Below are 25,574 nucleotides of genomic sequence, written 5' to 3' on the forward strand. Positions count from 1 at the left end.
GCTGAGTTTGGAATAAGATAACAGATTGTTTTTAGCCCCGTCGTGACGTGTCAGCGGGGCCGTGTCTCTTTGTCGTCAGACAGATCAGACAGAGGCAGGCTGTAGCATGTCACGTCCAACCCCTAAGCATCGCGAGCGTCCAGACGCCATCCCGTGGCAGAAGCGCCCTCATCTACGGATGGACGTGGCGGCCGAGGTGACCGGGCTTTCGCGGAGCACGATCTACCGCCTCGCTTCAGATGGCCGGCTCACGCTCCGGCGCCTCGCCGGTCGGGTCGTCGTCGAGACCTCGGGTGTGCTCACGCTGGTCGAAAACGCCGAGCCTTGGCGGCCTGGGAATCGTGGCGCTGCAGCTCGGGCGAAGCGATCCGAGGCGGCCCGCGCCGCGCTGCGATGATGGCGAACGTGATCTCCGCTCCGCCATGTCTGATCTCATCAGAGCCGCTATCGCCGTTCGCTCGCGTCGTCGATGACTTCGTGCAAGCCGGCCTGACGGAGGCGATCTTACCGGTGATTCCGCCGGGCGCCGCCGTATCAAAGCATCTTGAGGGGAGTCGCGGAAAGATCCCTGGCTGCTTCAGCGATGGCTCGTGGTTCGGGTTCGAGCGTTGGACCCAGCACGTCACCACACCCGACAACATTGCGTTGTGGCGGACTTGGCCGAACGCAGGGCTGTGCATCCGCACCGCTGTCCTGCGCGCCCTCGACATCGACATCGATGATCTAGAGCTGGCCGCGCAAGTCGCCGAGCTCGCGCGGGAGAGAATTGGACCTGGTGCGCTGGTGCGCACCCGTGACGGCTCGCCGCGCGTGGCGATCCTGTTCCGCACCGACACCCCCTCCCGCAAGCGGCGCATTGCATTCACGCTGCCGGAGAACCGCGGGTCTCACGCCGTCGAGCTACTTGGGGCCGGTCAGCACCTCGTCATCGCCGGGCGCCATCCCAGCGGGACACTGTACGGCCTAGAGGCGCCGGGACTCGCCGGTCGCACACTCGCGGACATCCCCGCTCTCACTAAAGAAGACCTCGACAATCTGCTCGGCAGTATTGCGGTTTTTCTCGTTAAAGCTGGCGGCAGACCCACGAACACCCAGCGGTCGAGTGGGAGGGATCAGGTCGGTGGGTGCATCGATCCCGAGCGTGCGGTGATGCGCGCCGTCGTAGCCCGCCGCGAGGCGTGGGTGCCAAATCTATTCAATTGGACGCCCGATCCCACAACGGGTCCTTGGCGGATCACTAGCGGCGAACTCTGGCGCGAGGACGTCCTCCAGGAGGACCTGTGTGTCTACCCAGACGGGATCTACGACTTCGGTACCGAGCGCGGGCACGATCCACTCTCGCTCATCCAGGAGTTCGGGGCCGTCGAGGGGGACGGCGAGATCGGCTTCGGCGGCGCGCCAGAGTATGGGCCGATAAGTGATCGCCCGTACGCGGTGATCGGCGAAGGAGATCCGGATGTGCGACGGCCCACCGAGGCCGAAGCGATCGCTTGGCTGTGCCGATATCTCGACGGGCCGGCCGTGCCAGCGGGTGCTTCCCGCGAGACCCAGATTGCCTGCTTGGCAGCGGCCGTCGGCCTCGACTGGGCTTCGCTTCAAGCAGAGCACGCACGGATTAGGTTCGATCAGCTTGATGAGGATGGGGAGCCCCTGAGATCGACGCCCGCCGAAGACTGGAGCCGTGCCGACCTCGTCGCGAACGCATCGCGCATCGCTGCACGTCGAGCGCTCGCACCGAAGGATTTCGACGCCTGGCGGTTCGCGTGGGAGATCTCGGGGGCAGCCAATGACGACGGCGCACTGGATGACAGCCTCGCCGCCGAGGCGGCGCGGGCTCGCGCCTACTCGCCGCCGGCGGAGGTCCCGGCGCCTCCGGCGCTCGACGCGGCGCTAGCCGCAGTCGCCGAGCCACGCGGCTACGAGCTGATCACTGGAGTGATTGATGCCCGGGCCATTCCGACCCGTCGACATGTGATCTACCCGCGCTGCCCGTGCGGGGATCTGCTATTGGTCGTCGCCGAGCCGGGCACGTCCAAGTCGACCCTGGCGCTGTTCGATGCTCTTGCGATCGCCAGCGGTGAGGAGCGCATCCTGCGCGGCGAGGACCTCGTCTCGCCCGAGCGGCTGCATCGATCCGGCCCGGTGATCGTGTACGACGCCGAGGATCCCCTCGATGAGATGCGACGCCGGCTCGTGGCCGGCCAGCGCGCCTACGGCCTGACCGGGATGCGCCACGCCATCGCGCTGTGGTCAGGGGTCGGCGACGGCTTCTTGCGGATCGCCCGGCGCGACCGGGAGACAGGCGTCCTGGTGCCAGCCGACGGTGCCACTCTCTTGATGCAGCGAATCCGCGAGACCGGAGCGGTCTACGTGGCGCTCGGGCCCTTCGCTGGCTTGGCCGAGGGCCTGAACGAGAACGACGCCGGCGATTGCGATACCGTCACGCAGATCCTGGTGCGCATCGCCGCGGCTACGGACGTGTGTATCAACGTCATCCACCACACCTCGAAGAGCGGCGGCACCGAGGCCGGGAGCATGAACGCGGCGCGCGGGTCGTCCGCCATCGCCGCCAAGGTCCGGTCGATGGTCACGCTGAACACTCTGACCGCCAAGGAGGCGGAGTTCTACGGCGTGTCCGCGCGCGACCATGTTGCGATGACCTACGCCAAGCTCAGCCACGGTCGCAAACCCGACGGGCCGATCATCTTTCGCCGCGAGAGCGTGCGGGTGGGCAATGGCAGCGGTTTGGTGCTCGACCCTCGCGACGCCTTCGAGATGGGCCCCTCCGAACTCCTCCAGGCGCAGGGGGACGAGGCGCCGATTCTGCGGCCCGTACGGATCGGGTCGACGCCTTTGCGAGAGGCGGCACGCGAGCAACGGGAGGTCGCAGCCTGTGATGGTGCAGCCGCGGCGGTGCTCGACGTGCTCGGCGGCATCGGGCGCGGGCCGTTGGCTCCCATCCTGCCCGACCTCACCGAACGGCTGCGCGAACGTGGTTTGATCCGCGGTACGGCGCCGAACACGGTACGGCTTTTCTTGGTCACCCGCCTCGGCGGCCGCGGCCAACTCGCGAATCACGCTGGACAGAAAGTCCGGGTGCGGGTGGAACGGGCCGGAGCGCGCGCCAACGACCCGCTGTTCGCAGTCGTCGAAGCGTCGTCCGACGAGGTGGAAGGGGGTCGAGAACCGCCCTCGTCAGCCTTGTCGAAAACCTCGACCTAACGACGTTGACGATGTTGATATCATTGCGTTTTTGGCACTCGCAGGCGCCGTCGTCAGCGTCGTCAATTGAACGAGGCCGACGACGGCGGAAAAAGCTCAATGATTTCAACGTTATCAGTGTCGTCAGCGTCGTCGACCCTAAAGGGGAGGGTGGGGCGCTGACGACGCCCCCACCCCTCCAGGGTCCTTGGGATCGGAATGCCCGAGCGGCGGACAGAATGTCCGGGCACGAAGAAAAGCCCGCCCCGGCACTCATAGCTCATGAGACCGTGCCATGAAGCGACGATCGCCAGCCGGAACCGGCAACCCGAGGAAAGCGAACGTCTGGTCATACTCGGCCGAGTTCCGCGCAATCGCCGACGCGGCGCTGCGGCGGTTCAACAGCCAACGCCACCTGCATCCGATCTGTGGCGCCAAGGCGAAGTCGACCGGTGAGCCCTGCCGGCAGATGCCTGCAAAAGGCCGGACGCGCTGCAAGTTGCACGGCGGCGCCACCCCGCGCGGAGACGGGGCAGCTGGCTGGCACACGCCGGGCTTCCCTGACGGCTTGCCCACGGGCAAGCCCCGCAGCGACGCACTAAAAGCGCGCAAACGCCGGCAGCGCCGCGCCGCGATCGCGGCGATGACCGCAGACGAGCTGGCGCGGCTGGAGGCGTGGCGGCGTACCCACAAGCCGGGTGGAGCGCGCGAGCGGGCGCATGGGCGCGTCGCCCTCGAAGCACGTCGGTGGCTGGACTCGATCATGGCGGAGACGCCCACCGCGCCAACGCCGGAGAAGGCCGAGCTCGACGCGCTGCGGGCGCAACTCCGTACCCACCTCGCACGCCTCGACGCCGAGGATGCCGCAGCCGTCGTCGAACCGGTCCCGGATGCACCGCTGGTCGGCGGGCTGTTCGACTGAGCTTATGAACGGACAGGCTCAGGGGACAGTGTAGTGGGGGAGGGCGGCGTCAAACGCGCCCGCAGGCGCGCCACGGCCGTCGGCGTCCAGGTGCCGCTCCCTCGCGGGGTCGGCACGTTCGCGGCCCTTAGCGCTCGCGCTAGGGCGTTTAGCGGAGCGGTGCCGTCGGGGTCGAGCTGCGCCAGGATCGGCGCCAGCGCTGCAGCTCGCATGTCGGCCTTGCTCCTGGCAACGGCGCGGGCAGTTGCGGCGTCCTCGGCCGTGCCGGCCCGCCCGCGGAAGCCGCCGAGCACGCGGCCGCGCGCTTTGGCGGCTGCGAGCGCCGCCTTGGTTCGTGCCGAGATCATCCGGCGCTCCTCCTCGGCGACCACGGCCATAATTCCCACAGTCATCCGGTTGGCCGCGGGCATGTCGCAGGCGACGAAGTCGACGCCGGCCTTGTGCAGGCCCAGCAGAAAGTGCGCGTCGCGAGCGAGACGGTCGAGCTTGGCGACCAGCAGGACGGCGCGGTGAGCCCGGCACAGCGCCAGCGCCCGAGTCAGTTCCGGTCGATCACTTTTAGCACCGCTCTCGATCTCGACGACCTCGGCGATCAGCGTCCAGGCGCCGCCGTTCAGATAGTCGGTGACGGCTGCACGTTGCGCCTCCAGCCCGAGCCCGGATCGGCCCTGACGATCAGTGCTGACGCGCAGGTACGAGATGAAGCGGCCATGGGTCATCGAATGACCATATCATTCTATGCAACGGTGATTGCTCATGATGATACGGTACGACTCGATGTCAACGATGCTTGGGTGAGCGTCGCGGCGTCATTGATCGTCGCACCACGCAGGCGCCCCCGGCCCCCCGGGTACACCCTCGCAGCGATCTGTCAGCGCTTGCCAGACGCCCGGACAAAATTGCGCTCGTTGAAGCGTTTCGGACAAATTGTCCGAGCCGTCGCCTGCGTCCTTTGGGCCGCCGTCGGCTGGTCCGCTCAGGAGCCGATCCGCCAGAAGAGCGGACCGCCTCCTATCAAGCAGATTCCGTCATTCAGCTGACTGTGCTGATGCCCCATAAGCGGACGCTGGCTGCGCGAATCGTCCGCACCACGGCCCGCTACGGAACGAGGTGCGCCTTCATATCGAGCCGTGCCGTCGCCGAGCGCCTACTCGACCGCTTCAGGATGCCGCGTTGCCACCCCTTGGTAGTGCAGCGGCCTCAAAGGGCAGCCATCATGTCCGCGGCGGTGCGCCATGGCCAAGCGCCGGAGCGACCCGTAAGTGCCCATGATGAGCACACGCCCATGGCAGGCCGGGCAACGCTTGAGGTCGTCGCGGTGCCGGAGATGCGCCTCGTCGAGGCTGACGGTGCGCCAAGCGCCATCCACCTTCACTTCGCATGCCTGATCCGGGGGCGCCGACATGCGCAACCATCGCCCGGCGGCTGGTCGATTGCCAGAGCGGCCCAGCCACACACCTTGGCGGCCCGATCTACTCATGAGGCGGGGGAGCCGTTGCCCGATCAAAAGCGGCGCATGTAAACTCCGAGTTCGAGGCTCATCCCCGCTTGGAAGCCGATGTGCCACGCCTGAACCTCAGCCGGTAGCGCGCCGACTCGCAGATGCTCTTGGGCCACGATTATCCCGACCTCCTCGATCCGGCGCACAAGGCCCTGAACGCTGCCTGTCTCCGGGCTCAGCGTCTTGATCATCTCGCTCGCTGCAAGCCGACCAGCTTTTTCGCCTCGAGCGGTGGGAGGTAGGGATGCGCTCTGCGACGGCATGGGTCTCGATTGCCTCACCTGTAGGAGCCGATACCCAGCGCAGCTCGCATGCCTAGATGGCCAGCGTCAGTTGCCGGATCGTGTGAGCATCCTCTACGCACATGTCCCAGGTTGAGACCGGGCGGGCGGCCTGCTCGGCGGCACGGAGCGGGCAGGGTGGACGACGAGGACTACGAGTTTGAGAGTTCGCCCCTATCAGGTCTCTTCACCTGCGACGGGCATGAGGTTGAGGTCGAGATCTACCGCCTTGCCGGTACGCAGGATCGGTGGCGGATGGAGGTGATCCACTTCTCCGGCTGTACGCGGTGGCAGGACACATTCGCTACGGATGTGGGTGCACACGCGCGGCCTTCCTCACAACGGTCGAGGCCGCCGGGATCGGCCCTTTCGTTGGGGATCGGCCCAAGGCGATGAACTGACCGTCGTGCTCTCGTGAAAGAGCCCGCCACGGTGCTGGACCGGGCGGGCTGAGTGCATCGCTGTAGGCGAGTGCTTCGAGATCGCCTGCTATCTCTGTAATATAACTGCGCATCAAACAAATGATCAAATGATGAGCAGCGATATAATTATCGAAAAACAACATAGATTATTTTTTATCTGCAGAAATTTTATAATAACATTCAGAAGTTTGGGCACTCAAGACTCATGATTCGTCATTAAAGGACTAGATTATTACTGTTCGCCCCGATAGCCGCCGCGGGAAGCCTCATCTAGCCGTCGTCGTGGCGTCGATCGTCCTGGCCGTCGGGCTCTGGTTCGTTATCTACGCGATGTCCGGCCGCATCATCTGGTTCTGGTAAAGCTCGGCGGCGAGCGCAGGTCGCGCACCGGCGCCGGTCGCCCTGACGTCCGAGCTGTCAACGGCTATACTGGTGGGCGATGTACAAGCTCCCGCCTGGCAGCCTCTACCGGCTCCGCACGCTCGCTCAGACCGGCGCTCGCTTCTATCAGGTGAGCGGCTACATGCGACGCTTGGAGGTGCTGGGCTTGGTTGTCGCTACCGGTCGGACGGATCCGGACACGAAGAACGTCGAGTACCGCATCACCGAAGCCGGCCGAGCCGAGCTTGAGGAGCGGCACGGTTTATCGTCGTCCGGCTTGTCCGACAGCGAGGCTTGAGGGGACCTGGGCCTAATCGCTTGTGTCGAGGCTGCCGGGGCTCCCCACCTCTCGCGTCAGTGAGCCTTCCTGGCGAACTCCCAGATCGGAGTGCCCCACTGCTGGCCGACCTTGTTCCGGTAGCCGGTCAGCCGCTCGAACAGGATCCGCTGCGCCTCGACACCGCGGGCAGGTTCGCTCACCACCATGAGCACCCCGCAGTAGTCCACGCGCAGGGTGCCGTGCTCCGGATGCACCGCGAACAGCTCCGGCGCCGTCCAGCCGTGCCGGTGGGCCTCGGCGCCGAACTTCTCGCAGAAGGCCATCGCGTTCGTCCGGAGGGCCACCCATCGAGCCGGGAGGAGATACCGGCACGGCGAGGCGTGCTCGGACAGATCCTCAAGCGAGCTGCGCCACAGAGCGGCGGCGTTTGGGAGCATGGTGGGTGCGAAACTGGAAGCCATCCCGCTGGCTACGGCAAGCGTGACCGTCAAGCCATGCGGCCAGAAGCGGGGTTGCCCATCATGGATCGGGACGGATCAGGCGCGCTCCTTGCCCTCGGATTGCTCCGCTTCCTGGCGCGCTACGCTGAGGACCCGGCGACGCCCCTCTGTGTCCGGTATCGAGGACCAAAGGCGCACGAGGGTCAGTAGGTCTCCTGCCTCGCCCTCCGCGGGCGCTCGGAGGAACGCCTCAACCGGAACGTTGAGCTCACGGGCGAGCTGTTTCAGCGTCGCGATGGTGCGGGCGGAGCGATCGGTAATGGCCATGCTTAGTAACGCATGGATTATCGCGGCAGTCCCAACCGCATACAAAATTCTAACGGTTCGTCGCTGCCGTCCTATCATCGGCCTATCTCGGCGCGGTCAGACCTATCTGATGAACGCAGCCCTCAAAGCCGCTTGTCCGCAACATCTCGTTCGACCAAAGCGCCGCTTAAAGCGGCGAGCGTGCCTTGCACCTCAAGGACCCGGATGCGTTGACCCCGTGCGGCCGCCAAAAGGTCCTGTCGCGCGTTGGGATCGTTCGCATGCGAGGCACACTGGACCACCTCATCGGCCAGCTGGTCGAGTGACTTTGCGCAGATCGACAAGGCGACGATCAGCTCGGTTACAGCGTCAGGCGTCGGAACTGGAAGACGCTCACCATCACCATCTTCCGTTGAGGAAACGCGCCGATCCACGTGCAACCCTTTAATGTCTCGCTGGCCCGCATCATGATCCATATCGATTGTGTGCAATCTAGATCAATGGCGCGCGACTTTGGCGTCAGCCCACGCGATCGTGAGGATCGTGTGCACCGTCGCTGACTCTCGTTCGGCAAGCGACCTCGGAACGAGCGGCGGCAATGGCGCTTAACCATACGCCGAAGCTTGAGGGTCCGATGATGAAGGTGTTCCAGATCCGTCAGGCCACGACGGGCGCAATCCTCTGGACCGGCTCGGCATCCGACCCGATCGCCGCGCTCGACGCTATGGCGCACGAGGCCGGGTACTACGACCACGGCGACATCCCCGATCACCTGCGGGTCGGTGGCCTATCCGCGGAAGAAGTCCGCGTCTGACGGCGTAGAGCATGCCGGTGGATGAGCCGCTCACCTGCGAGGTGAAGGTCGACGGGTTATGGCGTGCCGTCAGCTTGAACGAAGCCGCGGTCGCCCACTCTGCCTCGCTTAAACGCTGCCCCGCCTGTCACGGCCGGGTGATGATCCTTGGTACCTACAGCAGGCCCGATGTTCGCCGATCAATGTCCCATCGGAAATCGCATGGGGGCTGTCCGCTGAAGCCGGACACGTACACCGGCACGCCGTCGCTGCATCCGCAGGCGCTCACCTAAGGCGGGCGGTGTCCGTCCCCTGATATGACGATAGAAGCCCGCCCTGGTGTTCCAGGTGCGGGCTTGATGCGACTGCGCCGACGAGGCCGCACCGCGAGACCGTACATCCGGGTCTCGGTGCTGCTCTGCCGGCGCTCAGCCCCCCAGCCGGTCGCCGGGAGCTACCTCGGCCGTTATGGTTAACAGAAGGTTGCCGAAGGTCGAAACGCTCGCGGAAGTGGCGCCCTCCGAAGAGCCGCCGGAGCACCTCGTATTTCGGCCGCAGCGGGATCTAGGTAGCCGCTGAAACTATCGAGCCGACACATCCGTTCTGCGATGGCGTAGCCGTCTCCGGCGGCGCGATCTCCGGAGCAGTCTGTGGCACGTACCCCGATCCTTATCCTCGCGGCTGGCCTGACGGCAGGCGCTTTCCTCCCAGCGGATGCCGCGACGAAGAAGGTGCAGGTACCGAACCAGTTCGACGGCTCCTGGACCATCGTCGCCACCACTGCGGAGGGACCCTGCTCGGCCAGCACGAGCTATAAGGTACAGATTAAGGACAGCGACGCGTCGATCCCCGGGGAGGAGGTCGACATCGATGGCGGTGTCTCGGCGGCCGGCGCCGTGCAGGCCACCATCACCCAAGGCTCGAACAAGGTGCCGATCGCCGGCAGTCTGACCGCGAAGGGCAGCGGTAGCGGCACTTGGCGCACGTCTGGGGGCTTGGTCGAGTGCAGCGGTAGTTGGAGCGCGAAGCGTTCCAGCTAGGCTTTCTATGATGGAGCAGCACGACCCTCACGGAGCGGAGAGGCGCTTCGTGTTCGCAGCCACGTGCTCACGGTAGCGGGCGATGACCGTTTCGGGCGAGCCGCCAAACATCAGTGTCGTCATCGCCTCGCCGGCGGCGTGAACCTTCTCAATCACCATGGACTGCGCCTCGGCCAGTCCCTCGCTGCCGCCCCAGGCTAGGCGAACCAACCGCAGTTCGATGACGCGCTGCCCCTCAATGGCCAGCATCAGCGACGAGAAGAAGGGATTGTACACGGCACGCTCCTGGCCGCCGGTTCGCGGCGGAGCTTGAACACATCACATCATGGGCGAGATCCGGCGCTCGGTCGCATGGGCGCCCTGCGTCTCAGCACCGTCGCCCGATCCGGTTGCGAGCGGTATGCGTCCGCAGGTCAGCCTCGCTCGGCTACGTCTTGCACGAGGGCTAGCAGCCGCTGCCGCTTCCCTGGGTCACGAATGCGCCTGTAGGCGCCCAGAAGTGCTTCGCACTCCTGTTCCAAGACGGCGCTGTCAGTTTCGCGTCCTAGCGCGACGGCAGCAGGCGGCTTGTAGAACTCTGCCGGGCTACATGCAGCGCGTCGGCGATGTGCATCACGAGCCGCTTCGCTCCAGAGGGCCGCGACAGCGGAGATCCGTAGTCCTCAACGTGTTCCCTCGCTCGCTCGCGGAGTTGAACGGGGGCCGCGTTCGCTGTCCCATCGGTACCTCCCCATCGGGGCACAGATCGTCTCCTGAGTGTGCTCTAACACAGGTTGCAACCGGACCGTTAATGGTTACACTTTTGAATTGTTGAGATTGCGCTGTGCGCAACTTGTACGTAGCAGGAGCGCGCCTGTCGCAGACCGGCGAGTTCGAAGATTTTGTCGGGAGATGTGATGCCGAAACTCACGCCGCGAGACGGTAGAACCTGCCCAGCAGCGCTCCAACATGCGCTCGATACCGTTGAAATAGCTGGTAGCTGGGATTGGGATATTCTCTCAGACTTGGTACGTGCCGACACCTTCGTGGCCTTGCTGTTCAACGTTGATCCGGAGGAGGCCGCTTTAGGGCTTCCCCTGTCGGCCTACATCGAGGGCATCCATCCGGAGGATCGGGAACACGTCCACGCCTTGATCCGTCGCTGCATCGACGAAGACACGCCATTCGTCGCTGAGTACCGCGTCCTGTCAGCTGACGGCGTGACCCGGTGGGTGCTGGATCGCGGCCACATCTTGCGGGATGCAGCAGGGCGACCCACGCACGGACGCGGTATCATCGTCGATATCACGTGGTCGCGGACGGGAAAGCTCACCCCCACAGCCGATGATCCTGCATCCTCCGTGACGCCCTTGGAGGAGGCAGCAGACCATGCCCTAGCTGCACAGCGAGTTATCAACCGGCTACAAGATCCGGGGTTGAAAGAGCGAGCAGACGCGCTGCTGATGGCAGTCGGTCGGCGACTTGCCCAGCAGGAACTTAAGGACCGTCTAAGACGGATGAATTGAGCGCACAACGTACATCGGGGTTCACCTAAAAAATTTTGCATGATTGTGCACATAGCGTGCGAATGACATTGGTCTGGACCTTGATTTTGCTCTGGATTTCCTGTTGTGCGTGCGGTTCTCAGCGCGTTGGCCTGAGCGATAGGACGTAGACAGGAATTCAAGTGGCGGAAGAAAGCTTTGAGCGGGCTCCAAGCACCACCGACTTGGCAGCCGAACTTGTTGCCGCGTATGTCGCGAACAACCCGATCCCTGCCTCCGAGCTTTCGAAGCTGATCGAGAGTGTGCACGGTGCGATAGCCGCTTTAGCCTCCGGCAGCGCTCCCGATGCATCCGCCTCTGCGGAGGAGGTTGAAAGGCCGACCGCGGCCCAGATCCGCAAGTCGGTCCGGCACGACGGGATCGTCAGCTTCATCGACGGCAAGACCTACAAGACGCTGAAGCGCCACCTGACCAGCCACGGCCTGGATCCGCGCAGCTACCGCGACCGCTACAGCCTGCCGGCCGACTATCCGATGGTCGCGCCGAGCTACGCCGAGCAGCGCTCGGCCCTCGCTAAGGCGATCGGTCTCGGGCGCCCAGGAGCCATGGCTGAGACTGCTCCGAAGAGGCGCAAGGCTGCCAGATCCTGAAGCCGCAGAACGTTCGGCCTCGTCGCCCGATCTGATCACGGGCTGACGGGGCTCGGTGCCGTTCCTCACGGCAGGGCCAGTACGCGACGCGGCCCGAGGCAAAAAGGCCGCCGAGACCTCAGTACAAAAGGGGCCACCCCCGAAGGAGTGGCCCGAGTCTAGGGAGGAAACGCCCAAGAAGGGCTACAGCGCAGTGATGCTGGCGCTATCACCTTGCTGCGCTGCGCCAACAAATGTTGCGCTGCGTGGTTCCGTCTAGCTGCGCTGCTGAATGCTTGAGCCCCACCGGCCCGACCCGTAATTGGGGGGCCATCCAGGCCAGGCCGATGGGTGTCCCTTGGGAGGACAACCTATGGTGCAAGGCAGCGAACTGCGGGTCAAATCCTCCAAACGAGTAAAGCCCATCCGCGGAGGCACAGAGCGGGCCTTCGCTGCGATCACGGAGGCAGGGATGGATCGAGTTTACAGCTGATCCGCAACCCGATCCGACGAAGGGTCAGCTGGCGTGAAGCTGGCGCCAGCCGCGCGCAGCGCATGCATCAGGGCATTTAGCTGCGCGATCGTGATCGCCGGCTCGCCTGGGCTGCCCTCTGCTCGCGCAAGGACACTCAGAGGCACCTTGGCACGCTTGGCCAGTTCCGCTGGTGCTAAGCCGACGGAGAACCATGCCGCGAGAAGCTGCGGGCCCGTAATCACCCTCGTCTACTCCTATGGCCGAGCGGTTTCGGCGTGGGTGTCTGTCTCACAAGCAAGGTGGAGGCGCTACTTGCCCCCACCACCCTTGTAGGCCGTGATCGCACGCCGGCAGTTCTCCGAAATCTTGTCCATGTTCTTCTTAAAACATGCGTCCATCTCCGGGCTGTCCGGATCATTGCCGCTGCAAAACGTGACCGCATCGCCGGAGCAGTAGGTCTTCAGATCTTTATTCCCACGCTTTGAGGCCGACGCATCTGGAGCCCCAAGCACGGGAGCCGCGACGGCGATGAGGCCGAGTGCCAGGATGACGCTTCGCATATTGGATGCCCGGTCGGAGGAATTCGTTGATGCGCTAACGGCTTGGCTCGGTGATCTATCCCTTCTGCCGATGGAATTGAGGTTCGCTCCCTTCGCGGCAGTCGGGTTGTGACCGATCGTCGAGTTGCTACTTACCGCCGGCCTTCTCGTAGGCGTCGATGGCACGACGGCAATTCGGGGACATCCGGCTCAGGTTTTTCTTAAAGCAGGCGTCCATCTGCGGGCTGTTCGGATCAATGCCGGCGCAGAATGCGAGGGCGTCACCCGCACAGTTGGTTTGTAGGTCTGCGTTGCCGCGCTGGGGCGCTTGGGCTGAGGCGGGGGCGGCGATAGCGATGAAGCTGACGGCGAGGATGAGGCTGCGCACGTTTGGTCCCTAAGCGAGCGGTTCGTCGACGCCATAACGAACCTAGCGCCAGTTTTATCCCTTCCGCTCTCTGAACCAGATCCCTGCTCTGCAGCCGTTTGCGGAATTGAGCGCCAAGCCACCGATCATGATCGAAGATCGGCAGCCACCATCACGATGGCGGCCGGGAAAGCCGCGATGGGCGCAGTCCTCGAACGCATACTCCAGGACCGTGGGCAGGAGGCGCCCGAGACCCTACTGGCGGAGGTGTCGGCCGATCCGCAGCCGGTGGCCAACATTCTGCTTGGCGCGGCTGCGGGAACGTTATCGCCGCGGCCGGATCGTTCCTTGTCGATCTGCTGGAACGCGCCTGATGCCTGCGGTCGCCACGACGCTATTGGCCGCTGCCATTCATGAAGCGAGAGCGCTCTCGCTCCCATTCGCGCATCTGATCACGCAGGCGCTCTTCCTCGGATGTCAGTGGTCGGGCGAGCAGGCCATTCCAGAGCGCCACACCGCCCAAGCTGACGAGCAGGATGCAGACGAACAGACCCAGCCAGCGGCCGTCACTGCCGCCGGTGGCCCACACCATATCCGGTTCGAGAAGACGCCACCCGTAGTAGATGGCGACGCAGACGCCGAGCAGGATCACGAGCAGGTACCAGAGTGCCCGTTGACGGGCTCGGCGATCGTTGTTCGGGTCTCGCATAGCGGGTGTTCTCCGCGCTCCTCACGACAACGCCGGCTCGCTGCTTCAGTGCCAATGGGCGCCAGATTCGCCGGCGGTCGCGTCCGATCAGTTCGAGCAGGAGCCGCTGTCGCTCGACCCAGGATCGCAATTCGATCCTGAGTCAGACGTGGACCCGGAGTGCGGGTCAGAGTGGTCCTGCATGTCGGTGGTGTCGCTCTACCGATGCGATGCCGGCCGGCGTAGGTCGCCGAGCCCATGACTAGCCGTGTCGTCGTCGCAACGAGATGGATCATTCTTGCGGCCCTTCGGCAGACTGAAGCCGGTTGGGCGCGGTGGCATGACCTTTTATGCGAACCAGCCTGCCCGCCGACACGTTCTTGTCGTCGATATCGAATAGACGGCTGGCCAATGCGACTCTTCACAGCTGCTGTTCTAGTGTGGGCCGGACCGGCTCTGGCGGCGGAGCCCATCACGGGACGCGCCAGTGTCGTCGACGGTGACACGTTGCTCATGCGGGATACTCGCGTTCGGCTGCATGGCATCGACGCGCCCGAGAGTGCGCAGAGCTGTGATGATGCTGCTGGTAAAGCGTACCGCTGTGGGCAGAAGGCCGCCCGCGTGTTGGCCGAGCACATCGGTGAAGGACTGCTCACTTGCGTACCACGTGAGACAGATCAGCACGGACGCCTCTTCGCCGTCTGCCGCAAGGATGCCGAGGACCTGAACGCCTGGATGGTGGCGCAAGGGCATGCGGTCGCCCTCCGTCGCTACTCGGAGGAGTACCTCCCGCAGGAGAAGGCGGCGTTAGCCGCTAAACGCGGGCTCTGGGCTGGCGTGTTCGAAATGCCTGCAGACTGGCGTCGCAGGAAGCAAATATCGGACGTCGATCTACGGCCCGAAATCATCCGGCCAGAGACTGCAAAGCCGAAAGCGGCGGCTCCTGTGGATGCAGCGGCCTGCGAGATCAAGGGCAGCATCTCGGGCAGCGGCGAGCGGATCTACTACCTACCTAGTTCGCCCAGCTACGGGCAGACTCGCATAGACGAGGACCTGGGCGAGCGAATGTTCTGTTCCGAACGCGAGGCGAGAGCAGCTGGGTGGCGAGCGGCCTCTGGCTGAGAGCGTCCGTGCAGGGCGGCCTGTGACTGGACCCGTACTATGCGGCCCAAAGTGACATTCCGGCCGCATCACCCCTGAGAGCCCGCCGAGCAACACAAGCTTAATCATTTCGTCTGCGCCAGCCTCGACCGCAGCAATGACCTTCTTCAGCTCGGCGACCTGACGCAGCACGCTCCCGGCCGGCAGCCTATCGTGCTCAGCCAGCCCCAGGATGAGGGTGCGCTGGTGCGCCTTGAGGCGTTCGACGAAAGCGTCGAGCTTGTCGGACTTGAGTGGGCTGTAGCCTTATGAGGTGGCCGTACCTACCGGCGTGACGCTCGCCAACCCGCAGCCTGCGCCTCGGCTTCAGAGCAGAACATGCGCTCACCGGCCCGTTCGTCGATCACCACCCGCGTGTAGTCCCGGCTCTCGGGCAGGTGGTAGATGCGATCGCCGGAGCCAGAGATATTGCCCTTGATCGTACAGGTCATGGCCTCCTGCGTGGCGCGCGGCATCTCGGCCCCGGGCAGTGTTTCGCCATGGCCACCTCGCCGCCGTCTGCGCCAGTCGGCAGGATCCTCAAAGGTACCGGCCCAGATCCCGCGCTTTCGGATACGAGCCTCGTTTTCCTGCCTGACGTACTCCGTGGAGTTGCGGCGGAAGGCGATGGCGTAGCCCTGCGTGACCATCCAGGCGTTCAGGTCTTCGGTCCCTTTCCGACAAACGGCCACGGTGCGGCCGTAGCGATCAGTAGTTCGGGGCTCGCAGGAGACGCTCGCCTCGCCGATATGATCGGATAGCGCGAGCGCTGCTGTCTGTCCGCAACGGTACTCCTGGCTATTGGCGTCCTCGCAAACCTGAGCGCTTTCAGGTGCATCGATGCCGTGTAGGCGGATGCGGGTGTTGCGGATCACCACCGTGTCGCCGTCTGTGACAGAAGCACGCCCGACGATCGACTCAGCGGCAAGGGTAGACGTGGTGAGAAGCGCGGCGACGATCAGGCTCGTACCCCAGGCACCAAGACGGGTCACTGATGCTTCTCCGAACCCCGCGCGGGCATCTTCGTTTCATGCAGGCGAAGAATTACCACAACGATAGCGCCATCGACGCCTGGCGTGGGATGTGCCGGCTGCCTTGGCTATCGCGACGTCGGGTGGCCTCACACTCCGGCCCGGGCGCTTGGATTGCTTGATGTCTTCGGGACGCAGGCCGAGACGCCGGGCTGGACGGTCGTCCGTCTCTTCGGGGTACATCGGCAGGCCAGGATCATCCGGCTGGACGCCTGGGGGGCGCTGGTGCCGCCGATCAGCGGCCCGGTCCGGGCGATCACGGCCACCGAGATCGCGTTCGGCCACCTGACCCACTGAGAGAAGCCAGGCCAGCCCTAGGGTAGCACCGAGAGTGTTCGGGAAGCCCGGCGGCCGCTCACGCAGCAGCCCCCACATCTCGACCGACCGAACGACCTCGCAGCGGGTCGCCACAATCGTGTTCGCGGCGGCGCGGCGGAGGCGGGCTACCTGCGGCGACCGCACCCACATGACCGCCGGCACGTTCGCCGCGATCATCCGCAAGGTGTCCGAACACGTCGGCCTCGATCTGGGCCCGGTTGACGTTCGAGGTCAGCGACAGAGTGGCGTCGATGCATCTCCATTGCGCTGGCGCCCCGGTCCGGTCTGGCGACGTGCTGAGGGTCGCTCTGGCTCCGCGTATCGCGAGTTGCAAGCCGCGTGACCGCTGGCTTGAAGCGCAAGAGGCAGAGAGGAGGTGCTGCGGTAGCGCATCGTGACGGCCTACAAATCTTTAAAGCCCCGAGATATGAAGCCGGCTACATATAAAGAAGCAGGCGCCCGCTTTCGCGGCGGCGCCTGCAAGGTGCGTTCCGGTCTCAGGATAGAACAGGCGTCTCTTAGCCTTGGTGCCGCCAGGGATCTAGACCCGATTTGCAACGCCAACAGCTGGTTTGATTGTCACGGTACTGTCATGTAGGACGGTCCCGAGCTGCCGCACTGCGGCAAAATCATTCGGGGCTGAACATGGCATCCATCGAAGAAATCGCGACCACGCTGCAGGCAATCGTCAGGCCGGGCATGAAGCCTAAGGAGCTGCGGGACGCCGTACGTGAGCGGCACCCTAATGCGCATAAGAAGGAAATCGTGCGCGCGGCGTTCTACGCGCTGACTGACGCTCCCGCCGCCGGTGACGCGGCGCTGGCAGATTTACACAGCTTTGCCCTGAGCGAGCGCGGGACCGAGGACGCGGAGAGTGAGGTCAAGCCGAGCAAGAAGCGCAGGAAAAAGGATCGCAGAAAGGCGGACGGGCACGCCGCACGCTGACGGATGCGTCGAGCCTGTGTGCTTAGACCAAGGTGGATGAGCACGCCCAGATTGCAGTGCGGTGCGTCGTCGGCTTGATTGTTGCGATGCAGCGTGGAAGGCTATGAGGGACTGGTTGCGATGGTGTCGCAGTCATTCAGCCCCTCGTGGGCGTTTGCTCCCAGACTTCGGGTCACGCCTTCGGGAGTAGCTCTTTTCTTAGGCCACGGGCACTACTCGCCGCGTTCCGGCAAACGCTCTTCAAGATAATTGGCGGCATCTGCATAAATTTCAAAGCGCCGGAGCAGAACAGCGCGCTTCTCGGGCTTGCGCGTTTCATCCATCTTTGACTTTGTCTTGTCAGCGCGCTCGCGCATCTTTTTAGCGAGCTTGCCAAAAGCCTCGTCAATCTTGGCGCTGACCTTCTCGGCCTCGGCATTCGCAGCGTCCTTATGGTCCCGCAGGGAGCCGGGAAACGTGCTCTTCTTGTCCTTGACCATGGCTGCTCTCCATCACTCCGCCGGCCGCCTTTTACGTCAGGTAGCGCGACAACGCGATTACGCCGCACACGAATGGCCAAGGTCATTCGTCCGTCGTGGAACGGACCTAGACGACGCCCCCCAACATCCTTTTGTGCGGAAAGGCGCCGTGGCAGACTGGTTTGAGAGCGCTGAGGATCCTCAGCCATCGTGGGCGGCCGACACGAGTCGGATGCGGATGTACATCGCTGTCGCGCTGATTGGGTTTGGAGCTCTCGGTGCGATTGGTGGGATGCTTCATATCCTCCCGGCTTAATGACAGACAGCGAAGTCAGGGGGATAAATCAGGTGGAAGAGCGTCACCCCTTCACCTTCGATCTATTCCCGTCAAAGCGCGAAGCGGGCGGCTACCATTGGGCTATTCGCAAGCACGGCAAGCTCGTGCAGCGATCCGACACCGCGCTACCGACCGAGAGTAAGGCGCGCACGCAAGCGCTTGCCATGATTGACCGACTCCGCGTTGGACAGGTGAACTGGTAGGGAAGGCGGATTGGGAGTGCCGAAGGCAACTCCCGACTCGTCGCGCAAGCCTCGAGGTCAAGCAGCAGGCGAAGTGCGCAAGGGCTACGCCTTGATCTGATGCTTTCCAGGAGCGTCAGGGCCGCTTAGGCGCCAGCGTTCGAGCCAGCAGAATTGCGGACGAAGGCCAGGCAGGCGCGGCGAGTTTCCGGGTCTTCGATGGCTCGAAACAACCGGAGGAGTTCGAACTCCTCTGAAGGCCAATGCCCAGCCGCCGTGCTTGGCCACGCGTCGCGCTCGCCCAGGAACATCTCTTCTGAAACCCCAAGGGTCTGCGCGATTCGCCGCAAGGCAGCTTTGGCGGTCTCATTCATTCCGGTCACACTTACAGCTGCGGCTGGATTAAAACCTCATTCCAACCGTGGCGAATGCACTCTTCTTATGTCGGAGAAGCGCACGGATCTCAATCAAACATTGCGTCATTGCGCCGCATTAGACGTCCCATACCAGTACGGATTGACAACTTGTATGACAACCATGCAGCTACATCTGAACTAAGCCAGAACCTAAACCTGCGGGGAGGCTTCATGATGTTCACTGACGCGATAGCGCCTGCTTTGCAAGCAGCAGGTCTGATTGGCGTCTGGAGTACGAATGTTGTAGCAGGTCGTTCCGTTCTGGATGAAGGTGCGGCGGCTATTCTCGCCGGCAATCCTAGCCTGGCCGGAGAGCCACTTCCTCTTGAGGTTGCCTTGGGTCGAACCCATCCGGATGACCGCGACTGGGTCTTTGAGCGGATCAGACGGGTTCGCCAAACCGGAGGCCCCTTCTCGGCCGAATTCCGAATCTTTGGCGAAAAGAATGAGGTTCGTTGGATCCTCAATCGGGGCACTCTGGTGCGCGATAAAGCCGGAGCCATGCAGGGGCGCGGCGTCTATATCGACACCACGGACAGCCACAGCAGCCCGTTCATCCCTGCCGATGCCGTTAGTCACGATCCTGAAGATCCGCTGATCGCGGCTGCGGATCATTGCATCGAGGTGCATGCGGCGCTCAAGCGCGGCGGTGTCGTCGATCTGCGCCGCTTGTCCGAAACGCTGCTGTTTGGGATCGGGCGTTCCCTAGCGTCACGCCGCTAACCGTTAGAGCCGGCCAAAGGCGTCGACCATCTCATTAAGTCGCGAAGCGGGCAGGCGGACTCCGTCCCGCGCAGCGATTTGCCAGGGGCGTTCGGCCTGTCAATAGAAAGACCGTTTTCCCGACATGGGCGGGCGGCAGGTTGCGACCCGACGCAGTCGTTCACGATCAGCCCGGCTAACTCTATAAGCGGACGTAGCAGAGCCCTGGAGGCCCGCATGCTCGTCGTCCTCGGCGGACTACCCGGCACAGGCAAGACGACCCTGGGGAAGGCCCTCGCGGTCAGGCGTTCCGCTGCTTACGTCCGTGTGGACGAGATCGAGCATGCGCTGACCCACCATGCGAAGCTCGGCTCCGAGATCGGTGCGGCAGGTTACGTGGTGGCCTTCGCCGTTGCCGCATCGAACCTCAGGCTCGGCAGCCTGGTGATCGCCGACAGCGTCAATCCAGTCCCGGAGAGCCGGAAGGGCTGGCGGGACGTAGCGCACCAGGAGGCCGCGCGCCTCCTTGAGATCGAGGTCATCTGTAGCGATGGGGTTGAGCATCGACGCCGCGTCGAGGCCAGAACCGCGGACATAGCCGGGTTCGAGCTTCCCTCTTGGTCGTCAGTCGTGGAACGCGACTACGTGCCGTGGACCTCGCCCAGGCTCGTGGTGGATACGGCTCTTCTCACGCGGGACGAGGCGGTCGCCGCGATCGAGGCCGCGATCGACGGATTTTCCGGAGAGGCGCCCCCAACCTCCTGAGCGGAGGTCCACCTTCTCCCGATGCGGACGGGCCGCTGCCGACCCAACCCAGCCGTGAGGGCAGCTGTCAGCTCATCCTGAAAGCTGCCACTCGTCGGCAACGCAGTGGCCTATGTTTAAGGTGGAATGCGGGCACGGGCCGTTAACTGCCCTTGTGCATAATCCAAAACCGCGATTATTGCTCGATGCGATTGCCAACGATTATGACTCTGAGATTGTAAGATGTGCAGATTCCGGCGAGCAGCAGGCGCGTCCAGCCTTGTCGCACTGCTCACATTGATTGTGGCAGCACAAGCCAAATCTGCAAATTCACGCGAAAGCTCCGACGCCACATACCTTCAAGAAGCGTTCAGCCACGATCTCTGCACACGCAATGATCGCGATCTCCGCAAGCTTCATAAAGCGTTGAGCAGGAAGCCAGCCACCGCAGTGCACTGAAGCTGAGTTACTGCCGCCTCACCACGCCCTTACATTGCTCGTGAACGGATGTGGAGACTACGTCCGCTTCCCAGCATTGCCACCCTGAAGCGGACCGTCGCAAAACCACCCACCTTGGTCATTTAAAGACATAACCCCGTAGGACCGTGTCTGGCCAAGAACCGAGATCCGACGGGTACCGTGATATCGCCTCCGTCACTGTAGAACGTCCACCGTTCCCTAAGCGCCGAGGTAAGAAACCGAGGTAGGCGCGCTGGGCGACGTCGCTCACAGCCTCATTTCACCAGAGGCGGGCCGTCCTGGCGAAGGTTTTGCCCGCCACCGTGATCCCGTCGATCACCGCCGTTCCGTCCGACACCACGCGCACGTCAACCAGGACGTCCTTGCGCGCCGTCCGATCAAGCTTGCCCGGAACACCCTGCGCTCCGTACCAGCGCTCGATGCCATAGGTCACGACGCCCGTCAGACAGACTGGACGGTTGCACGTGGTGGGCTCCGCCGGCTGGCCGTTCGTGCTGGCTCGAACGCTGAGTGGAGCCCCCTGACGCACAAGCGTCCCGGATGCCAAACGGCCTTTGATGAACAAGCCGTCCTCTGCCGGTCCCGCGAACCGAGCCTCCTCCGCCCTGTGGACGCCATCGGCGTCGACGGACAGCCGGACGTAGACGTCGCGCCCCGCATCCAGCCGGCAACTCTCGCGGGCCTCGAGATCGCAGGCCATCGGCGTCGTCCCCGCGCCGACCCCCTGCAACCGCCCGATCTCGTAGGCGAGCACGCTGTACTCGCCGCGCAGGAGGTCGCGGGGGTCCCGGGTTTCAACGGCCAAGCGAACTGCACGCCCGTCATTCAGCCGCTGTGTCTGTTGCCATGCCAGGATCACCGAGGGTGAGACCTGGATCGCCAGCAGACCAGCGAAAGCGAGCCCGAGAAGGCCTTTCATGCCGTCCTCCCGGCGATACGGCGGGTGGCCCAGCGGCAGGCGACCAACGCGAGACTGAGGATAAGTGCGCACAGCAGCAGATTGCCGGAGAACGCGATCAGGTTGCGGGAGGCGGCGAGCATCGCGATCGTGATGCCTGCAGTCAGCGCCATGCCCCAGCCGTAGAGTTCACGCCTGCCTTCCAGATCGCCGGCCACGACGAGCATGAGGCCCGGGACGATGCCGCCCCACACGGTCCAGAAGGTCGAGGGTTCCCGGCCCGTGCCGGCGATGAGCCAGACCAAGAGCGCCGTCGCGGCGGCGGCGAGAACGACGAGATCGCTCGTGAGGGCGGTCGCGCGTGAGGGCCATCGAAAGCGCGTTATGACCGCTGCTGCGAGTGCGATCGCGCCAAACGCCAATGGTACCGTGAAGGTCGAGCGCGCTCCGCCGAAGCCGAGCGTGCGCACCGCGACCATGATGATGCCGAGCAGGCAGAGGCCGACAGCCGCGCGCATGAGAGCATGCGCCCCGTCGCGCAGACGCAATGCCGCTCCGCCTGGAGGTTGGAAGCGCGTCAGCCCGTGGCCGAGGGCGAGAGCGAGCGCGGCCACGATCAGAATGCGGTCGGGCGGCAGGAGGAATGTCAGGCCGGCCGGTGCGCCGCCGAGATGGTTGGTCAGAACAACCAGGATCAGGAGTAGCGTGAACTCCCGAGCCGGCAACCAGCTGGACAGGCTCGCGAGGAACAGCGCCGGACCGACGACCCAAAACCAGAGCCCGGCACCAGAGGCGGTATCCCCGCGCAGCGTCGCGAGGTCGAGCCCGCCAAAGCCCACATCGGCCGCGATGAGGGCGAGGCAGGCGACGACGGCCGCGCCGCCCGAGCGCGCGACGAGCGCCGTCGCCAATCCGAGGACGGCGACGGTGCAGGCGAAGCCGCGGGGATCCGCAGCGACGTGAAAGGTCTGTCCGACGAAGGCTAGGGTAGCTGCCGCGATGGCCAGGGACAGCGTCGCGAGCCCATCGACGAACCTGCCAGCCCACCCCGGTCGCTCGCGGGCTTGGCGAGCCGCGGCGATGTAGGTGCCCAACACGGCCGCGGCGTTGATGAGCAACAGAACGACCAGCCGGGACGCAGGCGAGAGCCCGGACCAGTTCGCCGCCACGAACGCGATGATCGAGGGAGCCATCAGCAGGAGGATGCACAGGCTCAGCGCCGCCTGTAGATGCTTGGAACCGCGTGGGGCGAGGGCATGGGCGGCGATGCGTTCCGCCTGCTCCGGCTGGAGCAGGCCGCGCTCCTGCCAATCACGCAGATCACGTCGCAGGCGTGCGGAGTAGGAGAGCGGCATCGGTAGCTTTCGAGCGGTTCCAAGCACCGTGACAGGTTGAGTCTTAAAGCGGAGCTATTTCAATCGAAGGTGATGCCCCATACCTCGGATGATGCTGACCACAGCGTGAATATATCGGTTTGCTCCAGTGCCTCCAATCCGAGGGGAAACAGACTAATCCTCTCTCGGACGCGTCAGGGAACTTGCCGCCGAATGAAGCAAAGGATTAGTTGATCAGACAGAACCCGGCATCCTCGCGATCGATGCCGCCGACACGCTTGCCGGCCTCGCAGGGCGGAGCGACCGCGCGGACTTCTTGGATACGCGGCGAAGGAGGCGTCGGGGGCGCTGTAACCCGTTGAAGCTTCGGCGTCGGCTCAGCGTTGGCAGCGACATCAGATGCGGCCGCGATCGGCGCTGCCGTTGCAGCGGCCGCGACGGCAGCCTGGCCCGGCGTGATGACGATTGCAGGCCGGTAGCCGATCCGGCTGACGGAGCCGGCCTGAACCTGCAGAGCGGCCGTGGGGGGAAGCATCGAAGGTCGCTGGGGCGCTACCGTGCGTCCGAAGGGCAAACGGATTCGAGCGCGAGCCTCGGCAGCGTCGATGCTCCCCACAAGCGATAGAACCGCCACACCAACCGCAAGCCACGTCCGCATGGATCAACTCCTTCGCATGCGGCGAGCATGCCAGGACTTTGATGAAGGAGCGCTGCGTGGTTGGCTCGCTTTCGATAGATTGGAATAAGGATCTGGGCCACACCTCCGCGTAGGGCCATCCCCACGCCGTCCAAATCGGTGCTCATCATCCTGTTTTGGATCGCGCCTGCTGCGAAAGGCGGGGAATGAACCGGCGGCAATCCTCTCAGGTGACGGTGGATCTGCATGGAAGCGTCAGCGAGTGGGCGACAGCGTCTGCTTAGTTGCGCCGATCGCTCAGAAGCAGAACGGAAGATTTCCACCCCTAGCAGCCGTTATGCTATTTGGATAATTCACTGTTTGTAATTCTATGCCGATTGAAGAAATCCGGCAGTGTAATATTAAATCGCTTGTCGTCCGATGCGCGCTTGGTTCCACCGCGGGGCGGCTGACCTCTCGGAACCTAGAGGGATCTGCCACCATGTCCACGCTCTGTGAATGCTACGCCGATGCCGGCCGCCTCCAGCTCGGCCGCAGACGCCTTCTGGTAGGGGCCGCAGGCGTCCTGGCAGCGTCCGCGCTGCCGAGCGGTGCCGTTCAGGCTGCATCACAGATGGCGAAGACCTCCCTCTCGCCCACAGATGCGCTCAAAATGATGAAGGAGGGCAACGAGAACTTCCGGAACGAGGCGCCCTCACTGGCAGCCAACGGACGTGAGCGTCGTCTCGAGCTTGCCCGAGGTCAGGCACCGTTCTGCGTGCTGGTGGGCTGTTCGGACAGCCGCGTCTCGCCCGAGATCCTGTTCGGTCGTGGTCTCGGAGAGCTATTCATTGTCCGGAACGCCGGCAACACCGTCGACACAGCGGCGCTCGGGAGCATTGAGTATGCGGTTGGCGTCTTGGGCGTGCCCCTCGTCGTCGTGCTCGGGCATCAATCCTGTGGTGCCGTCGCGGCGGCGGTCGACGTCGTAGAGAAGAACGCAACGTTCCCAGGCGTCATTGGGGAGATGGTGCAACCGATTGTGCCGGCCGTGCTGGAGGCCAAGGCCCAGGGAGGCGACCTCCTGGAAGCCTCCGTGCGGAGCAACGCGCGCCGTGTCGCCAAGCGGCTGACAACCCAGAGCCTGGTGATCACCGGCGCCCTCAACCAAGGAAAGGTCAAAGTCGTCGGCGCGCGTTATGGGCTGTCCGACGGACACATCGAATGGATGGAGGATATCTGAGGGCTGTGGGTCGGTGAGGAACGGACGGTCCACCGGTCGCCAGTAGCGCCTGGTGGACCGTCCGAGCAAATACGACTTGATCCAGGTAGAATTGATATGAACTACTTCACCGCTTCGTGACACCCGTCCCTAAAGCTCGACAACACATCCACGTGGGCCGCATAAGCTCTGCTTAGTGAGTTCGGCGCCCCAGCAGATAGAAAATTGGGGCTATAGCATTCCGGAAGGCAAGCAGACCGTCTTCCGTGGCGCGATTGGCCTGCGGCACAAAGAGAGCGCCGTACTCGGCCGGCTATAAACTGGCCCGATCCGGAAACGGTGGACCGACGCCAAGCGGCCATGCGGACGAAGCTACCAACCATCTGATTGTTGGGGTAGCGGCCCGCGCGTTCAGCGATCTAGAACGGCGCGGTCATTCTTGACGACCAGCGTGCGGAAATGCGGCGTCAGCTCGCTCTCCGTCAGCCCGAAAGCCTGAGCGAACTGCAGAATTAACCGCTCCTCGCCCGGCTCGGCCTCGCCATCCGACATGGCGCTGTCGATCATGTTCAGCACGATGCAAAGTTTCTGCTCCGGCCGCAGCTTGGGGGCCACTTCGCCGAGGAACTGGTCCGGCGGGGTCGAGCGCATATACTTGAGGACTGCGTCCAACTGCTGCCGTGTCGCGTTGCGACCGAGAACGGACATCAGGTGACCAACCTCCTCCGGATCGATCTCGCCATCGGATGCCATGCAGTAGAGCAGGGAGACAGCCAGGCAGTTGCGCGGCGAAAGGTCGAGCGACGATTGGGACTTGAACATGTTGAACATAATCAGGTCTCTCCGTGCGGCACGGCGCCCTTTGATCACCGGCGGAGCTTCATAAAGTACGAAACTACCAGTGTCTATCACTAAGGCTTGATTAAGGCTCGCAACTTTATTGTTGCCTGCCGGATTAATCTTGCGCGGCGCACGTGTCCTATCCTGGCGATAGCGCTCGAT

At 64.0% G+C, this 25,574-nt stretch carries 28 protein-coding genes and 1 pseudogene; 15 read left to right on the forward strand and 14 right to left on the reverse strand.

The window, feature by feature from the left end:
• Positions 1 to 396 precede the first annotated feature (396 nt).
• Together BKE41_RS08475 and BKE41_RS30805 are read left to right on the forward strand one after the other, a co-directional pair.
• Positions 397 to 3,222, forward strand: a complete 2,826-nt coding sequence (locus BKE41_RS08475; protein WP_159392740.1) for an AAA family ATPase — start codon at positions 397 to 399, stop codon at positions 3,220 to 3,222.
• A gap of 274 nt (positions 3,223 to 3,496) precedes the next feature.
• Positions 3,497 to 4,123, forward strand: a complete 627-nt coding sequence (locus BKE41_RS30805) for an HGGxSTG domain-containing protein (protein ID WP_107645297.1) — start codon at positions 3,497 to 3,499, stop codon at positions 4,121 to 4,123.
• Between the two features lie 2 nt (positions 4,124 to 4,125).
• On the opposite strand, the gene BKE41_RS08485 is transcribed toward BKE41_RS30805, so the two are convergent.
• Together BKE41_RS08485 and BKE41_RS08490 are read right to left on the reverse strand one after the other, a co-directional pair.
• The gene (locus BKE41_RS08485; RefSeq protein ID WP_070999091.1) at positions 4,126 to 4,842 is read right to left on the reverse strand and encodes a recombinase family protein; all 717 of its coding nucleotides are present in this window, start codon (positions 4,840 to 4,842) and stop codon (positions 4,126 to 4,128) included.
• A 784-nt stretch (positions 4,843 to 5,626) separates the two neighbouring features.
• Positions 5,627 to 5,815, reverse strand: a complete 189-nt coding sequence (locus tag BKE41_RS08490) for a hypothetical protein (RefSeq protein WP_070999092.1) — start codon at positions 5,813 to 5,815, stop codon at positions 5,627 to 5,629.
• 951 nt (positions 5,816 to 6,766) lie between these two features.
• Between BKE41_RS08490 and BKE41_RS08495 the strand changes: the two genes are divergently transcribed.
• Positions 6,767 to 7,006 carry a hypothetical protein gene (locus tag BKE41_RS08495; RefSeq protein WP_070999098.1) on the forward strand — a complete coding sequence of 80 codons (240 nt, stop codon included), beginning with the start codon at positions 6,767 to 6,769 and terminating at the stop codon, positions 7,004 to 7,006.
• A 56-nt stretch (positions 7,007 to 7,062) separates the two neighbouring features.
• On the opposite strand, the gene BKE41_RS32585 is transcribed toward BKE41_RS08495, so the two are convergent.
• From BKE41_RS32585 to BKE41_RS31135, 3 genes are all read right to left on the reverse strand, one after another.
• Positions 7,063 to 7,311, reverse strand: a complete 249-nt coding sequence (locus BKE41_RS32585; protein ID WP_312892383.1) for a hypothetical protein — start codon at positions 7,309 to 7,311, stop codon at positions 7,063 to 7,065.
• A gap of 213 nt (positions 7,312 to 7,524) precedes the next feature.
• Complete coding sequence (locus tag BKE41_RS08505; protein ID WP_070999099.1) at positions 7,525 to 7,755, reverse strand: hypothetical protein; 231 nt, start codon at positions 7,753 to 7,755, stop codon at positions 7,525 to 7,527.
• Between the two features lie 122 nt (positions 7,756 to 7,877).
• Entirely contained in the window at positions 7,878 to 8,210 is a 333-nt protein-coding gene (locus BKE41_RS31135; RefSeq protein WP_127991231.1) for a hypothetical protein, read from the reverse strand.
• A gap of 158 nt (positions 8,211 to 8,368) precedes the next feature.
• Here BKE41_RS31135 and BKE41_RS08510 point away from each other — a divergent pair, with 158 nt between their 5' ends.
• Both BKE41_RS08510 and BKE41_RS08515 read left to right on the forward strand, forming a co-directional pair.
• Entirely contained in the window at positions 8,369 to 8,548 is a 180-nt protein-coding gene (locus BKE41_RS08510) for a hypothetical protein (RefSeq protein WP_127991230.1), read from the forward strand.
• Positions 8,549 to 9,177: 629 nt separating this feature from the next.
• Positions 9,178 to 9,567, forward strand: coding sequence for a heme utilization protein (locus BKE41_RS08515; RefSeq protein ID WP_070999102.1), 390 nt, complete (start codon positions 9,178 to 9,180; stop codon positions 9,565 to 9,567).
• Positions 9,568 to 9,594: 27 nt separating this feature from the next.
• Here the strand turns inward: BKE41_RS08515 and BKE41_RS08520 are convergent, their stop codons facing one another.
• Entirely contained in the window at positions 9,595 to 9,843 is a 249-nt protein-coding gene (locus tag BKE41_RS08520) for a hypothetical protein (RefSeq protein WP_070999103.1), read from the reverse strand.
• Between the two features lie 620 nt (positions 9,844 to 10,463).
• Here BKE41_RS08520 and BKE41_RS30195 point away from each other — a divergent pair.
• Together BKE41_RS30195 and BKE41_RS08525 are read left to right on the forward strand one after the other, a co-directional pair.
• A complete protein-coding gene (locus BKE41_RS30195; protein ID WP_083374324.1) occupies positions 10,464 to 11,072 on the forward strand; it encodes a PAS domain-containing protein in 609 nt (202 codons plus the stop codon).
• Positions 11,073 to 11,233: 161 nt separating this feature from the next.
• Positions 11,234 to 11,701 carry a MucR family transcriptional regulator gene (locus tag BKE41_RS08525; RefSeq protein ID WP_070999105.1) on the forward strand — a complete coding sequence of 156 codons (468 nt, stop codon included), beginning with the start codon at positions 11,234 to 11,236 and terminating at the stop codon, positions 11,699 to 11,701.
• 762 nt (positions 11,702 to 12,463) lie between these two features.
• Here BKE41_RS08525 and BKE41_RS30200 read toward each other — a convergent pair.
• The 3 genes from BKE41_RS30200 to BKE41_RS08530 form a co-directional block, all read right to left on the reverse strand.
• A complete protein-coding gene (locus tag BKE41_RS30200; protein ID WP_083374325.1) occupies positions 12,464 to 12,715 on the reverse strand; it encodes a 3',5'-cyclic-nucleotide phosphodiesterase in 252 nt (83 codons plus the stop codon).
• A gap of 127 nt (positions 12,716 to 12,842) precedes the next feature.
• Positions 12,843 to 13,082: a 3',5'-cyclic-nucleotide phosphodiesterase gene (locus BKE41_RS30205; protein ID WP_083374326.1), complete on the reverse strand. Its 240-nt coding sequence runs from the start codon at positions 13,080 to 13,082 to the stop codon at positions 12,843 to 12,845.
• 373 nt (positions 13,083 to 13,455) lie between these two features.
• Positions 13,456 to 13,770 (reverse strand): hypothetical protein, encoded by a 315-nt coding sequence (locus BKE41_RS08530; RefSeq protein WP_127991229.1) that lies wholly within the window; start codon positions 13,768 to 13,770, stop codon positions 13,456 to 13,458.
• A gap of 492 nt (positions 13,771 to 14,262) precedes the next feature.
• Between BKE41_RS08530 and BKE41_RS30210 the strand changes: the two genes are divergently transcribed.
• Positions 14,263 to 14,871: a thermonuclease family protein gene (locus tag BKE41_RS30210; protein ID WP_312892385.1), complete on the forward strand. Its 609-nt coding sequence runs from the start codon at positions 14,263 to 14,265 to the stop codon at positions 14,869 to 14,871.
• Positions 14,872 to 15,173: 302 nt separating this feature from the next.
• On the opposite strand, the gene BKE41_RS08540 is transcribed toward BKE41_RS30210, so the two are convergent.
• Positions 15,174 to 15,881: a thermonuclease family protein gene (locus tag BKE41_RS08540; protein ID WP_312892386.1), complete on the reverse strand. Its 708-nt coding sequence runs from the start codon at positions 15,879 to 15,881 to the stop codon at positions 15,174 to 15,176.
• A 153-nt stretch (positions 15,882 to 16,034) separates the two neighbouring features.
• Between BKE41_RS08540 and BKE41_RS08545 the strand changes: the two genes are divergently transcribed.
• From BKE41_RS08545 to BKE41_RS08550, 3 genes and pseudogenes are all read left to right on the forward strand, one after another.
• The gene (locus BKE41_RS08545; protein WP_070999111.1) at positions 16,035 to 16,217 is read left to right on the forward strand and encodes a hypothetical protein; all 183 of its coding nucleotides are present in this window, start codon (positions 16,035 to 16,037) and stop codon (positions 16,215 to 16,217) included.
• A gap of 154 nt (positions 16,218 to 16,371) precedes the next feature.
• A pseudogene (locus BKE41_RS32040) lies at positions 16,372 to 16,636 on the forward strand (hypothetical protein); the annotation flags it as partial.
• A gap of 247 nt (positions 16,637 to 16,883) precedes the next feature.
• Complete coding sequence (locus BKE41_RS08550; RefSeq protein WP_070999113.1) at positions 16,884 to 17,183, forward strand: hypothetical protein; 300 nt, start codon at positions 16,884 to 16,886, stop codon at positions 17,181 to 17,183.
• 212 nt (positions 17,184 to 17,395) lie between these two features.
• On the opposite strand, the gene BKE41_RS08555 is transcribed toward BKE41_RS08550, so the two are convergent.
• A complete protein-coding gene (locus tag BKE41_RS08555) occupies positions 17,396 to 17,662 on the reverse strand; it encodes a hypothetical protein (RefSeq protein WP_070999115.1) in 267 nt (88 codons plus the stop codon).
• Positions 17,663 to 17,989: 327 nt separating this feature from the next.
• Here BKE41_RS08555 and BKE41_RS30220 point away from each other — a divergent pair, with 327 nt between their 5' ends.
• The 3 genes from BKE41_RS30220 (at position 17,990) to BKE41_RS08565 (ending at position 20,043) form a co-directional block, all read left to right on the forward strand.
• Positions 17,990 to 18,181 (forward strand): hypothetical protein, encoded by a 192-nt coding sequence (locus tag BKE41_RS30220; RefSeq protein WP_245295929.1) that lies wholly within the window; start codon positions 17,990 to 17,992, stop codon positions 18,179 to 18,181.
• A 566-nt stretch (positions 18,182 to 18,747) separates the two neighbouring features.
• Positions 18,748 to 19,299, forward strand: a complete 552-nt coding sequence (locus BKE41_RS08560; protein ID WP_070999117.1) for a PAS domain-containing protein — start codon at positions 18,748 to 18,750, stop codon at positions 19,297 to 19,299.
• A gap of 216 nt (positions 19,300 to 19,515) precedes the next feature.
• Complete coding sequence (locus BKE41_RS08565; protein ID WP_083374329.1) at positions 19,516 to 20,043, forward strand: AAA family ATPase; 528 nt, start codon at positions 19,516 to 19,518, stop codon at positions 20,041 to 20,043.
• 718 nt (positions 20,044 to 20,761) lie between these two features.
• Here the strand turns inward: BKE41_RS08565 and BKE41_RS08570 are convergent.
• Positions 20,762 to 21,421, reverse strand: a complete 660-nt coding sequence (locus BKE41_RS08570) for a GDYXXLXY domain-containing protein (protein ID WP_070999119.1) — start codon at positions 21,419 to 21,421, stop codon at positions 20,762 to 20,764.
• On the reverse strand, positions 21,418 to 22,755 hold the full coding sequence (locus tag BKE41_RS08575) for a DUF2157 domain-containing protein (RefSeq protein WP_070999121.1): 1,338 nt from the start codon (positions 22,753 to 22,755) through the stop codon (positions 21,418 to 21,420). The genes BKE41_RS08570 and BKE41_RS08575 overlap by 4 nt, the downstream gene beginning before the upstream one ends.
• A 1,097-nt stretch (positions 22,756 to 23,852) precedes the next feature.
• Between BKE41_RS08575 and BKE41_RS08580 the strand changes: the two genes are divergently transcribed.
• Positions 23,853 to 24,593, forward strand: coding sequence for a carbonic anhydrase (locus tag BKE41_RS08580; RefSeq protein ID WP_070999123.1), 741 nt, complete (start codon positions 23,853 to 23,855; stop codon positions 24,591 to 24,593).
• A 390-nt stretch (positions 24,594 to 24,983) separates the two neighbouring features.
• Here BKE41_RS08580 and BKE41_RS08585 read toward each other — a convergent pair whose 3' ends face one another.
• Positions 24,984 to 25,403: a TerB family tellurite resistance protein gene (locus BKE41_RS08585; RefSeq protein ID WP_070999124.1), complete on the reverse strand. Its 420-nt coding sequence runs from the start codon at positions 25,401 to 25,403 to the stop codon at positions 24,984 to 24,986.
• Positions 25,404 to 25,574: the final 171 nt, after the last annotated feature.

The organism is Methylobacterium sp. C1 (assembly GCF_001854385.1).
Taxonomy (GTDB): Bacteria; Pseudomonadota; Alphaproteobacteria; order Rhizobiales; family Beijerinckiaceae; genus Methylobacterium; species Methylobacterium radiotolerans.